This window comes from Streptomyces sp. Y309, from assembly GCF_056712025.1.
The window spans coordinates 637,091-651,450 of record NZ_CM160048.1; the positions used below are offsets into that span (position 1 = coordinate 637,091).

Genomic DNA, 14,360 nt, shown 5'->3' on the forward strand with positions numbered 1-14,360 from the left:
GCACCTCGGCGCTCACGTTTTAGCTGAGCTCGTTCTCGATGAAATCGAAGAGATCGTCGTCGGACGCCCCGTCAAGCCGCTGCGTAATGCTCTCAGCGTCCTTCGCTCCGCCCTCGTCACCATTCAGTCTGGCGAGGAGTACTTGGAGTCGGGCCGCGATGGCCATTCGCTCGGCATTGTCCGGCTCAGCCGTGGAAAGTGATGCCTCGAGTTTTTCCAGATCCGCGATCAGCGGAGTGGCGGATACCCCTTCGTCGGGCAGGACACCCGCTCTTACATGCTCTGCCAGAGCCTTTGCGTTGGGGTAGTCGAAGACCAGTGTGGTTGGCAGCCGCAGCCCGGTGTCCGAGTTCAGCCGGTTTCGGAATTCTACCGCCGTGAGTGAGTCGAATCCCAATTCCTTGAAGGCTCGGTCGGATTCCACGCCTTCCATACCGGAGAATCCGAGAACCGCCGCCGCGTGACCGCGCACCAGGTCGAGCACAGCGCGCTGCCGCTCGCCCGGAGCCAGCGCGAGGAGCCTTTCCCTCAGGCGCGATCCGTCCTCGGCATGGCTCTCCTCGGCGGCACGGGCCTGCTCCAGGGCCGATACGACCTCGGGCAGTTCACCGAGGAGCGGACTGGGCCGCCCCACCGTGAACGCGGGCGCGAACCGCTCCCAGTCCACATCAGCGACCGTCACCACACCGTCATCACCCGCAACCGCTCCCTGCAACGCCGCAAGAGCCAGACCGGGCGCCATCGGGGGCAGACCACGACGGGCCAACTGACCGCCACCGTCGCCGGCCGCCATACCGCTTTCCGCCCACGGCCCCCAGGCCACAGCCGTACCAGCAAGACCCCGACCCCGACGATCCTCCACCAACGCATCCAGATAAGCGTTGGCCGCACCATAAGCAGCCTGACCACCACTGCCCCACACACCCGCGATCGAAGAGAACACCACAAACGCATCCAGCTCACGATCACCCAGCAACGCATCCAGATGCCCGGCACCCGCCGCCTTGCCCGACACCACCGACGCCGCATCCGCCAGCCCCATGCCCGCAAGCTCCGCCGCCTGCTCCACACCCGCCGCATGGAAGACAGCCCTCAGCGGAAACTCCTCCGGAACCGCCTCCAGCACCGCCGCCAACTGCTCACGATCGGCCACATCACACGCCGCCACCGTCACCCGGGCACCCAGCGCTTCGAGTTCCGCACACAACTCCGGTGCACCCGGCGCCTCAAGACCACGACGGCTGGTCAACACCACATGCTCGGCACCGTTGCCCACCAGCCAGCGGGCCACCCGGCCACCCAGCGCACCCGTACCACCAGTCACCAACACCGTGCCACGCACCCGCCACGACGCCACATCAGCAACAGACGCCGCCGACCGGGCCAGACGACGTACGAACACACCAGAGCCACGCACCGCGACCTGGTCCTCGACAGCCTCACCGGCCCCGCCGGACAGCACACCCACCAACCGCCCCACCGCACGCTCATCCAGCACCTCAGGCAGATCAACCAGACCACCCCACAGCCCCGAGTGCTCCAACCCCACCACCCGGCCCAAACCCCACACCTGCGACTGCACGGTGCCCGCAAGCCGATCCGAACGCCCCACCGACACCGCACCACGCGACACACACCACAACAAGCCCCCGGCACCCACCTCGGCACCCACCTCGACCAACGCCTGCACCAACGTCAACGTCGAAGCAAAACCAGCAGACAACTCCGGATACCCCGGACACGACCCCTCATCCAGAGCCAGCAGCGACACCACACCACCCAACTCCGGCACAGCAGCGAGGACTTCACGCAGCCGCCCGCTCAACACCCCCGACTCAAGATCCCCCTCATCCACCACCAGCGACACCACACCCGCACCATGCCGCTCAAGCCCCGAAACAACCCCCGCCACCAACTCGTCCCCGGCACACGACCCCGGAACCACCACCAGCCACGTCCCCGACAACGACCCACCGGCCACATCCCCAACCGGCTTCCACGACACCCGATAACGCCAACCATCGATCGTGGATTGCTGGCGGTTGCTCCGGTGATATGCGGACAGCGCGGGCATGACCGTACTCAGCGGTGCGTTGCCATCGACGTCGAGCGCCTGGGCGAGCGCTTCGAGATCCTCGCGCTCGACCGCTTCCCAGAACCGCGCGTCCACCGAGTCCGCGGCCGTCGAACCGGAATTCCGGCCGCCGCCGGACGCGGATACCTCAGGCCAGAACCGTTCACGCTGAAACGCGTATGTGGGCAGCTCCACCTTGCTGGCACCATGTCCGGCGAATATCGATTCCCAGCCCACCGTGGCACCGTGTGCATGCAGTTCGGCAAGCGCCGTCATCAAAACCCCTGCTTCGGGTCGCTCTTTGCGCAGCACCGGGACCAGAACCGCCGCCGAGGTGTCCTCGGCGTTTTCCGCGAGGCAGTCCTGGGCCATGGCGGTGAGCACACCGTCCGGACCGACTTCCAAGAACCTTGTCACGCCCAACGCCTTAAGCGAACGAACCCCATCCGCGAACCGAACCGCCTCACGCACATGCCGGACCCAATAATCCGGAGAACACGTCTCCCCCTCCGAGACCAGCCTGCCAGTGACATTGGAAACCAGCGCCATGGTCGGCGGTTCAAAAGAGACCTCACGGACCACTTGGCCGAACTCGTCCAACATACTGTCCATGAGGTAAGAGTGAAACGCATGTGAGACCCGCAAACACCTAGTCTTTCTCCCCTTCGCCGTCCAGGTGTCCGCCATCTCCTGGACCGCTTGCGTGTGCCCGGCGATCACCACTGCCGTCGGTCCGTTGACCGCCGCGATGCTCACCTCGTGCTCACGGCCGGCGAATGAGGCGGCGACCTCCTCCTCCGACGCCTGCACCGCCACCATCGCGCCGCCCTCGGGCAGGGCCTGCATCAACCGGCCACGGGCGGCGACCAGCGTGCACGCGTCCTGAAGCGAGAACACCCCCGCCACATGCGCGGCGGCGATCTCACCGATGGAGTGACCCATCACCACATCCGGTGCCACACCCCACGCCGACAGCAGCCGGAACAACGCCACTTCGATGGCGAACAGCGCGGGCTGCGTGAACGCCGTCCGGTCCAGCAGCTCGGCGTCCGCACCGCCCTCCGCCGCGAACATCACATCCTTCAGCGGACGGTCCAGCAGCACATCCAGATGGGCGCACACCTCGTCCAGGGCGCGGGCGAACACCGGGAAGGCGTCGTACAACTCCCGCCCCATACCCAGGCGTTGCGCACCCTGACCCGAGAACAGGAACGCCGTCTTACCGCCCGACACCGCCTGCCCCTGGACCACACCGGAAGCGATTCCGCTCCCGGCCACGGCCTCAAGACCACGCAGAAGGGCTTCCCGGTCCTCGCCGACCAGCACGGCACGGTGCTCGAACACCGACCTGGCCGCCAGCGAATACCCCACATCCAGCACACCGAGGTCGCCCCGGGCCGCCACATGCGCGGCGAGCCGCCCGGCCTGTGCCCGCAACGCCTCCTGGCTCTTGGCCGAGACCAGCCACGGCACCACTGCCGACGACCCGACGGTCGCGGAAGCGGAAACCGGAGTGGAAGCGGGAGCCACGGCGTCCGATGCCGCGGGCTGCCCGGCCTCCGGCGCCTGCTCGATGATGGTGTGGGCATTGGTCCCGCTCAGCCCGAACGAGGAGATACCCGCCCGGCGCGGACGGCCGGTTTCCGGCCATGCGGTGGCCTCGGTCAGCGGACGCACCTCACCCGCCGACCAGTCCACCTCCCGCGACGGCTCATCCAGGTGAAGGATCTTCGGCAACACGCCCTCGCGCATCGCCATCACCATCTTGATGATGCCGGCGACACCGGCGGCGGCCTGTGTGTGCCCGATGTTCGACTTGATGGCCCCCAGCCACAGCGGCTGCTCCTCGGACCGCCCCTGCCCATAGGTGGCCAGCAGTGCCTGCGCCTCGATCGGGTCACCCAGTGTGGTACCCGTCCCGTGCGCCTCGACCGCGTCCACCTCGGTGGCCGCCAGACGGGCACTCGCCAGCGCCTGCCGGATCACCCGCTGCTGAGAGGGACCGTTCGGCGCCGTAAGGCCGTTGGACGCACCGTCCTGGTTGACCGCCGAACCACGCACGACCGCCAGCACCGGGTGGCCGTTCTTCCGCGCGTCCGACAGCCGCTCCACCAGCAGCATGCCCACACCCTCGGACCAGCCCGTACCATCCGCGGCGTCCGCGAACGGCTTGCACCGGCCATCGGGGGCCAGCCCACGCTGACGGCTGAACTCCACAAAGGCGCCGGGTGTCGACATCACCGACACACCACCGGCAAGGGCCAGGTCACACTCGCCATGGCGCAGCGCCTGCATGGCCATATGGAGCGCCACCAGCGACGACGAACACGCCGTGTCCACCGTCACCGCGGGCCCTTCGAGACCGAAGGTGTAGGAGATGCGCCCCGATACCACGCTGGCCGCGCTGCCCGTGCCCAAGTGGCCTTCGAGGTCGCCCTGGGAGTCCACCCACAATCCGGCGTAGTCCTGGCCGTTCGTCCCGACGAACACACCCGCCCGGGCGCCCCTCAGCGACTCGGGAGCGATACCGGCGCGCTCGAACGCCTCCCACGAGGTCTCCAGCAGCAGCCGCTGCTGCGGGTCCATGGCCAGCGCCTCACGTGGGGAGATCCCGAAGAACCTGGCGTCGAATTGCGGGGCGCCGTAGAGGAAGCCGCCCTCGCGGGCGTAGGACGTGCCGAGCCGCTCGGGGTCGGGGTCGTACAGCCCGTCGAGGTCCCAACCGCGGTCGGCGGGGAATTCGGAGATGGCGTCGGCGCCTTCGGCAACCAGCCGCCACAGGTCCTCCGGTGTGTGGACGTCTCCGGGGAAGTGGCAGCTCATCGCCACGATCGCGATGGGGTCGTGGTCCACGGCCACCGCGTTCGGCTGGGCGGTGTCGAGGGCCGGCTGGGCCGTGCCGAACGCCTCGGCGTCCAGGTAGTCGGCCAGTTCGGCGGCGGTCGGGTAGTCGAAGACGAGCGTCGCCGGGAGGCGCAGGCCGGTCGCGAGGTCCAGCCGGTTGCGCAGTTCGACCGCCGTGAGGGAGTCGAACCCGAGGTCGCGGAAGGCGCGGCCGGGCTCGATCGAGTCCGCCGAGGTGTGGCCGAGCACCGAGGCCGCTTGGCCGCGGACCAGCTCCAGCACGGCCTCGTTGCGTTCGGCCGCCGACAGTCCGGCGAGCTTCCCGGCGAAGGTGGCCGCCTCCGTACCGGCGCCGCCGTCGTCCGTGGCCAGGTGCTTGTGCGCCTCGGGGATGCCGCTGACGAGAGTGCCGCCATGCGCGGCGGCCAGCGACGGGGCCAGGCGCTCCCAGTCGACGTCCGCGACGACGAGCGACGCCTCCTCTTGGCCGACGGCCCAGCTCAGCGCGTCCATCGCCAGCGCCGGGGCCATCGCGGACACCGCGCCACCGCGCACCCGCTCCCCGGCGCGGCCGCTCGCGGCCATACCGGATTCGGCCCACGGTCCCCAGGCCACCGCCGTACCGGCAAGACCGGCACCACGGCGCACCACGGCCAGCGCGTCCAGATACGCGTTCGCCGCCGCGTAGGCACCCTGTCCGGCGCCGCCCACCGCGCCGGCGAACGACGAGAACAGCACAAACGCGTCCAGTTCCAGGTCGGCCGTCAGCTCATGCAGCAGCCGCGCGCCCTCGACCTTCGCCCCCAGCACCCCGGCGAGCTGATCGACGGTCAGACCGTCCAGGACGCCGTCATCCAGCACACCGGCCGCGTGCACCACACCACGCAGCGGGAAGCGCTCGGGAATCCCCGCCAGCACCTCGACCAGCGCATCCCGATCGGAGGCGTCACAGGCCACCACCGACACGGCGGCGCCGAGCCCTTCCAGCTCCGCCCTCAGCTCGGAGACACCCTCCGCCGCGAGCCCACGACGGCTGGTCAGCACCACATGCTCGGCACCCTCACGCACCGCCCAGCGCGCCACATGTGCGCCCAGCGCACCCGTACCACCGGTGATCAGCACCGAGCCACTCGGCCGCCATGCCTCGCCGCCCATCGACGCCGTACGCACCAGCCGCCGGCCGAACACACCAGAGCCCCGGATCGCCGTCTCGTCCTCGCCGCCCTCCGCGGACAGCACACCGGCCAGCCGCGACACGGCGCGCTCGTCCAGCGTCTCGGGCAGATCGACGAGCCCGCCCCAGATCTGCGGGTGCTCCAGCGCCGCCACCCGGCCGAGGCCCCACATCTGCGCCTGCGCGGTGCTCGCGAGCCGGTCGGAACGACCCACCGACACCGCGCCCCGCGAGGCACACCACAGCCGAAGGCCCACGTCCAACCCGGCCGCGGCCTGCACCAGCCGCAGCGTCAGCGCGAGTCCGGCGGCGACCACCGGCTGCCCGGCCATCGGCTCCTCGTCCAGCGCGAGCAACGACAACACACTCGCGTCGGACTCATCGCCGAGCGCACTGAGCAGCACCTCGGCGAGCCCATCGCGGTCCATGTCGCCGTCGACCGACACCGGTACGACGCGAGCGCCGTACTTCTCCAGCCCCTGCGTGATCGTGACGGTGAGCTCGCTGTCCGCGAGCCCGGCGGGCACCGCCAGCAGCCAGGTGCCCGCCAGCGTCCCCGCCGCCGCCTCCGGGACCGGCTTCCAGGAGACCCGATAACGCCAGCCGTCGACCGTGGCCCGGTCGCGCTGCTGACGGCGGTAGGAGGACAGCGCGGGCAGCAACTCGCCCAGCGAACCGCTCCCGTCGACGTCCAGCGCCTTTGCCAGTGTCTCCAGGTCCTCGCGCTCCACCGCGTCCCAGAACCGCGCGTCCACCGAGTCCGCGGCGGAACCGCTCGAAGCCTGCGCACGGTCCTCCAGCCAGAAGCGCTGATGCTGGAAGGCGTACGTCGGCAACTCCACCGTCCGCGCACCGCGCCCGGCGAAGACCTGCTCCCAGCCCACCTCGACACCGTGCACATGGAGTTCGGCCAGCGCCGCCGTCAGCGCCTGAACCTCCGGGCGGTCCTTGCGCAGAACGGGTGCCACGACCGAGGCCGAACCGGCGTCCGCCCTCAGGCAGTCGCGCGCCATGGCGGACAGCACACCGTCGGGGCCGACCTCGACAAACCGGGTCACGCCCAGCTTCTCAAGAGCCCGCACCCCATCCGCGAACCGCACGGCCTCCCGCACATGCCGCACCCAGTACTCCGGCAAGCACACATCATCGCCGCTCGCCGCCTCACCCGTCACGTTCGACACCAGCGCGATCGACGGCGTCTGGAAGGACAGCCCTTCGACGACCTTGCGGAAGTCGCCGAGCATCGCGTCCATGCGCGGCGAGTGGAAGGCGTGGCTGACCCGCAGGCGGCGGGTCTTACGGCCTCGCTCCGACCACTGTTCGGCGATTTCCAGCACCGCGGCCTCGTCACCGGCGATGACCACAGCGTTCGGGCCGTTGACCGCGGCCATGCTCACCTCGGCCTCACGACCGGCAAGCGACGCCGCGATCTCCTCCTCCGACGCCTGCACCGCCACCATCGCGCCACCCTCCGGCAGCGCCTGCATCAACCGGCCACGGGCGGCGACCAGCGTGCACGCGTCCTGAAGCGAGAACACCCCCGCCACATGCGCGGCGGCGATCTCACCGATGGAGTGACCCATCACCACATCCGGTGCCACACCCCACGCCGACAGCAGCCGGAACAACGCCACTTCGATGGCGAAGAGCGCGGGCTGCGTGAACGCCGTCCGGTCCAGCAGTTCGGCGTCCGCACCGCCCTCGGCCGCGAACATCACGTCCTTCAGCGGACGGTCCAGCAGCACATCCAGATGGGCGCACACCTCGTCCAGAGCCTGGGCGAACACCGGGAACGCCTCGTACAACTCCCTCCCCATACCCAGGCGTTGCGCACCCTGACCCGAGAACAAGAACGCCATCACACCCGACGCGTTCGCGACGCCCTGAACCGCTCCGGGGGCCACTTCACCGGTCGCGACAGCCTCGACGCCGCGTAGCAACTCCGCACGGTTGACACCCGCGATCACCGCGCGGTGTTCATGCACCGCGCGGGTCGCCACCAGCGAGTAGCCCACATCCAGCGCGCCCAGCTCGGCACGCTCGACCAGATACGACCGCAGCCGCTCGGCCTGGGCGCGCAGAGCCTCCGCGCTCCTGGCGGAAAGCGCCCAGGGCACGATGCCGTGATCCTCGACCGGGGCCGCCGGGGCGGGCTCCGCCTCGTCCTCGACCGGCGGGGCCTGCTCGATGATGGTGTGGGCGTTGGTGCCGCTCACGCCGAAGGCGGAGACACCGGCCCGGCGCGGCTGCCCGGTCTCGGGCCACTCCGTGGCCTCCGTCAGCAGCCGCACCTCACCCGCCGACCAGTCCACCTGCCGTGAAGGCTCGTCCAGGTGAAGGGTCTTCGGCAGTACGCCGTGCCGCATCGCCATCACCATCTTGATGACACCGGCGACACCGGCGGCCGCCTGCGTGTGACCGAGGTTCGACTTGAGCGATCCCAGCCACAGCGGCAGGTTCTCCGGGCGCTCCTGGCCGTACGTGGCCAGCAGCGCCTGCGCCTCGATCGGGTCACCCAGCGACGTACCCGTACCGTGCGCCTCCACCACGTCCACATCGGCCGCCGACACTCCGGCGTTGGCGAGGGCCTGCCGGATCACCCGCTGCTGCGACGGCCCGTTGGGCGCGGTCAGACCGTTGCTGGCGCCGTCCTGGTTGACGGCCGAGCCCCGTACGATCGCCAGCACCTGGTGACCGTTGCGCTCGGCGTCCGACAGCCGCTCCACCAGCAGCATGCCCACACCCTCGGACCAGCCCGTACCATCCGCGGCGTCCGCGAACGGCTTGCACCTGCCATCGGGGGCCAGCCCACGCTGACGGCTGAACTCCACGAACGCACCGGGCGTGGCCATCACCGTCACACCACCGGCGAGCGCCATCTCGCACTCGCCCTGGCGCAGCGCCTGCGCGGCCTGGTGCAGGGCGACCAGCGACGACGAGCACGCCGTGTCCACCGTCAGCGCGGGCCCCTCAAGACCCAGCGTGTAGGAGATACGACCTGACACGACCGATGTCGCGTTGCCGGTCAGGATCTGCCCTTCCAGCTCCCCGGCCGCGCCGTCGTGCCCGACTCCGTAGCCCGAGGTCGCGGCTCCGACGAACACGCCGATCTGGCGGCCACGTACGGAGGTGGGAGCGATACCGGCCCGCTCGAACGCCTCCCAGGACGTCTCAAGCAGCAGCCGCTGCTGCGGATCCATGGCGAGCGCCTCACGCGGCGAGATCCCGAAGAACCCCGCGTCGAACTCGCCCCCGTTGTGCAGGAATCCACCTTCGCGCGCGTAGAACGTGCCCAGACGCTCGGGATCCGGGTCATACATCCCATCCACGTCCCACCCACGGTTGGACGGGAAGTCGGAGATGGCGTCACCACCACCGGCCACGAGCCGCCACAGGTCCTCGGGGCTTCCGACGCCGCCCGGGAAGCGGCAGCTCATCCCGACGATCGCGATCGGGTCGTCATCGACCGGGACCACCACCGCCGAAGGCACAGCCACCGCCCCCCGCGTACCCAGCACCTCGGCACGCAGATGACCGGCCAGCACCACAGAACTCGGGTAGTCGAAGACCAACGTGGCCGGCAACACCAACCCCGTCTCCGCGTTCAACCGGTTACGGAACTCCACCGCCGTAAGCGAGTCGAAACCCAGCTCCTTGAACGCCCGCCCCGGCTCGACCACTTCGGCACCCGCGAAACCGAGCACCGCCGCGGCCTGGCCACGTACGAGGTCGAGCAGGGTCCGGTCGATCTCGGCCTCGGTCAGCCCTGCCAGACGCCGTCGCAAATCCGTCGAAGTGTCGCCTGCCTGGCCGGACGAGCTCGCGGTGTCGAGTGCCCTCCGAACCTCGGGCAGGTCAGCGAGCAACGGGCTCGGCCGCTCCAGAGTGAACAAGGGGGCGAACCGCTCCCAGTCCACATCAGCGACCGTCACCACACCGTCATCACCCGCAACCGCTCCATGCAGCGCGGCAAGGGCCAGCGTCGGAGGAATGACCGCCAGGCCACGACGGCCAAGCTCCCCTTCCATCCCCTCCGAAGTGGCCATACCGCTTTCCGCCCACGGCCCCCAGGCCACAGCCGTACCAGCAAGACCCCGACCGCGACGATCCTCCACCAACGCATCCAGATAAGCGTTGGCCGCACCATAAGCAGCCTGACCACCACTGCCCCACACACCCGCGATCGAAGAGAACACCACAAACGCATCCAGCTCACGATCACCCAGCAACGCGTCCAGATGCCCGGCACCCGCCGCCTTGCCCGACACCACCGACGCCGCATCCGCCAGCCCCATGCCCGCAAGCTCCGCCGCCTGCTCCACACCCGCCGCATGGAAGACAGCCCTCAGCGGAAACTCCTCCGGAACCGCCTCCAGCACCGCCGCCAACTGCTCACGATCGGCCACATCACACGCCGCCACCGTCACCCGGGCACCCAGCGCTTCGAGTTCCGCACACAACTCCGGTGCACCCGGCGCCTCAAGACCACGACGGCTGGTCAACACCACATGCTCGGCACCGTTGCCCACCAGCCAGCGGGCCACCCGGCCACCCAGCGCACCCGTACCACCAGTCACCAACACCGTGCCACGCACCCGCCACGACGCCACATCAGCAACAGACGCCGCCGACCGGGCCAGACGACGTACGAACACACCAGAGCCACGCACCGCGACCTGATCCTCAACGGCCCCACCGACACTGGAGGCCCCGCCGACCCCGGCAGACAGCACGCCCACCAGCCGCGCGACCGCACGCTCATCCAGCACCTCGGGCAGATCAACCAGACCACCCCAGATCCGGGCATGCTCCAGCGCGGCCACCCGGCCCAGCGCCCACACCATGGCCTGCGCCGGACGGCTGAGCCGCTCGGAACGGCCCACCGACACCGCACCTCGGGACACACACCACAGCAAGCCCTCGGTATCCACCTCGACCAACGCCTGCACCAACGTCAACGTCGAAGCAAAACCAGCAGACAACTCCGGATACCCCGGACACGACCCCTCATCCAGAGCCAGCAGCGACACCACACCACCCAACTCCGGCGCAGCAGCGAGGACTTCACGCAGCCGCCCGCTCAGCACCCCCGACTCAAGATCCCCCTCATCCACCACCAGCGACACCACACCCGCACCATGCCGCTCAAGCCCCGAAACAACCCCCGCCACCAACTCGTCCCCGGCACACGACCCCGGAACCACCACCAGCCACGTCCCCGACAACGACCCACCGGCCACATCCCCAACCGGCTTCCACGACACCCGATAACGCCAACCATCAATGGTCGACTGGTCACGGCTGCTGCGCCGGTACGCCGAAAGCGCGGGCAGAACCGCGCCCAGCGTCGCCTCGTCATCGAAGTCGAGCGTCTTGGCGAGCGATGCGAGATCCTCGCGCTCCACGGCCTGCCAGAACCACGCGTCCACCTCGTCCCGGATGCCGGCATCGACACCGGGTCCGTCGGCGGACTTCTCGATCCAGTAGCGCTGACGCTGGAACGGGTATGTCGGCAGGTCGACCCTGCGAGCTTCGAGACCGTCGAACGCCGGCCGCCAGTCGACAACGGAGCCATGAACATGCAGCCGAGCCAGCGCCGTGGTCAGGGCGACGGCCTCCGAGCGGTCCTTGCGCAGCACCGGCACGACCACGGGCGCCGAGCCGGACTCGGCCCGTTCTGCCAGGCAGTCCTGCGCCATCGCCGAGAGCACACCGTCGGGGCCCACCTCCAGGAAGGTGGTCACGCCTTGCGCGTCGAGCGTCCGCACACCGTCCGCGAACCGCACCGCCTCCCGGACATGGCGCACCCAGTAGTCCGGCGAGCACACCTCCGCGTCCGCCACCTTGCCGGTGACATTGGAGACGAGATCGATGGAGGGCGAGGCGAACGACAGGGCTTCCACGACACGGCGGAAGTCGTCCAGCATCGCGTCCATACGGGGCGAGTGGAAGGCGTGGCTGACCCGCAGCCGACGCGTCTTACGGCCCTCCTGCTCCCACTGTCCGGCGATCTCCAGTACGGCGGCCTCGTCACCGGCGATGACCACGGCCGTCGGGCCGTTGACGGCCGCGATGCTCACCTCGGCCTCACGACCGGCCAGCGATCCGGCGATCTCCTCCTCGGACGCCTGCACCGCCACCATCGCGCCGCCCTCCGGCAGCGCCTGCATCAGCCGGCCACGCGCCGCGACCAGCGTGCACGCGTCCTGAAGCGAGAACACCCCCGCCACATGCGCGGCAGCGATCTCACCCACCGAATGCCCGATGAGCACATCCGGGGTGACACCCCAGTGCTCCAGCAACCGGAACAACGCCACCTCGACGGCGAACAACGCGGGCTGCGTGAACGCCGTCCGGTCCAGCAATTCGGCGTCGGCACCGCCCTCCACCGCGAACATCACGTCCTTCAGCGGACGGTCCAGTACGACATCCAGATGCGCGCACACATCGTCCAGCGCACGGGCGAACACCGGGAACGCCTCGTACAACTCCCGCCCCATACCCAGGCGTTGCGCACCCTGCCCCGAGAACAGGAACGCGAGGGTGTCCTCGATCCGTGCCACACCCTGGACGACCTGAGCCGCGTTCTCGCCGTTGGCCAGAGCCTCCAGATCGCGGAGGAGGCCATCACGATCCTCGGCGACCACGGCCGCGCGGTGCTCGAAAACCGAACGGGTCGTGGCCAGGGAAAAGGCCATATCGGCCGGCGACAACTCCGGATGCGCACTCATGTGGGCATGGAGCTGGCTCGCCTGGGCGCTGAGCCCCTCCGCGCTCCTACCGGACACCAGCCACGGCAGGACGGCGGGCTGCTTCGCCGCGTCGGCCTGGGGGGCGGTTGCCTCATGTTGTTCATCGAGGTCGGCCTCCGGCGTCTGCTCGATGATGGTGTGGGCGTTGGTCCCGCTCAGCCCGAACGAGGAGATACCCGCCCGGCGCGGCTGCCCGGTCTCGGGCCACTCGGTGGCCTCGGTCAGCAGCCGCACCTCACCGGCCGACCAATCCACCTGCCGCGATGGCTCATCCACATGCAGGATCTTCGGCAGGATGCCGTGCCGCATGGCCATCACCATCTTGATGATTCCCGCGACACCGGCGGCGGCCTGTGTGTGCCCGATGTTCGACTTGATGGCCCCCAGCCACAGCGGCTGCTCCTCGGACCGCCCCTGCCCATAGGTGGCCAGCAGCGCCTGCGCCTCGATCGGGTCACCCAGCGTCGTACCAGTGCCGTGCGCCTCGACCGCGTCCACCTCGGTGGCCGCCAGACGGGCACTCGCCAGCGCCTGGCGGATGACCCGCTGCTGGGACGGACCGTTGGGCGCCGTAAGGCCGTTGGACGCACCGTCCTGGTTGACCGCCGAACCGCGCACGATCGCCAGCACCGGGTGGCCGTTCTTCCGCGCGTCCGACAGCCGCTCCACCAGCAGCAGACCCACGCCCTCGGACCAGCCCGTACCGTCCGCGCCCTCCGCGAACGGCTTGCACCGGCCATCGACCGCCAGCCCGCGCTGCCGGCTGAACTCGATGAACGAACCGGGCGACGACATGACCGACACACCACCGGCAAGCGCCAGGTCACACTCGCCCTGACGCAGCGCCTGCACCGCGAGATGCAGAGCGACGAGCGACGACGAACACGCCGTGTCCACCGTCACCGCGGGCCCTTCGAGGCCGAAGGTGTAGGAGATACGGCCCGACACCACGCTGGCCGCACTGCCCGTCAGATAGCCCTCGAGTTCGCCTCCCACCTCATAGAGATGGGTCGCGTAGTCCAGGCCACTCGTGCCGACGAAGACCCCGACCGGCCTGCTGCGCAGGGAGACGGGGTCGATGCCGGTCCGCTCGAACGCCTCCCACGAGGCTTCCAGCAGCAGCCTCTGCTGTGGATCGGTCGCCAGCGCCTCACGCGGAGACATCCCGAAGAACTGTGGGTCGAACTCGTCGGCGTCGTAGAGGAAGCCGCCCTCACGGGTGTAGCTCGTCCCCGGGTTGTCCGGGTCGGGGTGGTACAGCGTCTCGTTCTCCCAACCGCGATCGGTCGGGAACTCGGAGATGGCATCGACGCCATCCACGACGAGTTGCCAGAGTTGCTCGGGGGTGCGCACGCCCCCGGGGAAGCGACAGCTCATACCGACGATGGCGATGGGCTCTTTCGAGGCCGCGACCAGACGCTGGTTCTGTTGCTTGAGGCGGTCGTTTTCCCGCAGAGAAGCGCGCAGCGCTTCGACAACTCTTTCGGAGGACGTAGCCATCAGTAGCTCCACACTT

General features: G+C 69.4%; 1 protein-coding gene. It reads right to left on the bottom strand.

Translation table 11 applies throughout. The annotated features are described in order from the left end of the window. Positions 1 to 19: 19 nt before the first annotated feature. Positions 20 to 14,344 (bottom strand): type I polyketide synthase, encoded by a 14,325-nt coding sequence (locus AC0KTA_RS02370; protein ID WP_481053393.1) that lies wholly within the window; start codon positions 14,342 to 14,344, stop codon positions 20 to 22. Between the last annotated feature and the right edge of the window lie 16 nt (positions 14,345 to 14,360).

Coding starts and splice junctions, on each gene's coding strand:
- AC0KTA_RS02370 (WP_481053393.1), bottom strand. CDS start 14,344: ATGGCTACGTCCTCCGAAAGAGTTGTCGAAGCGCTGCGCGCTTCTCTG.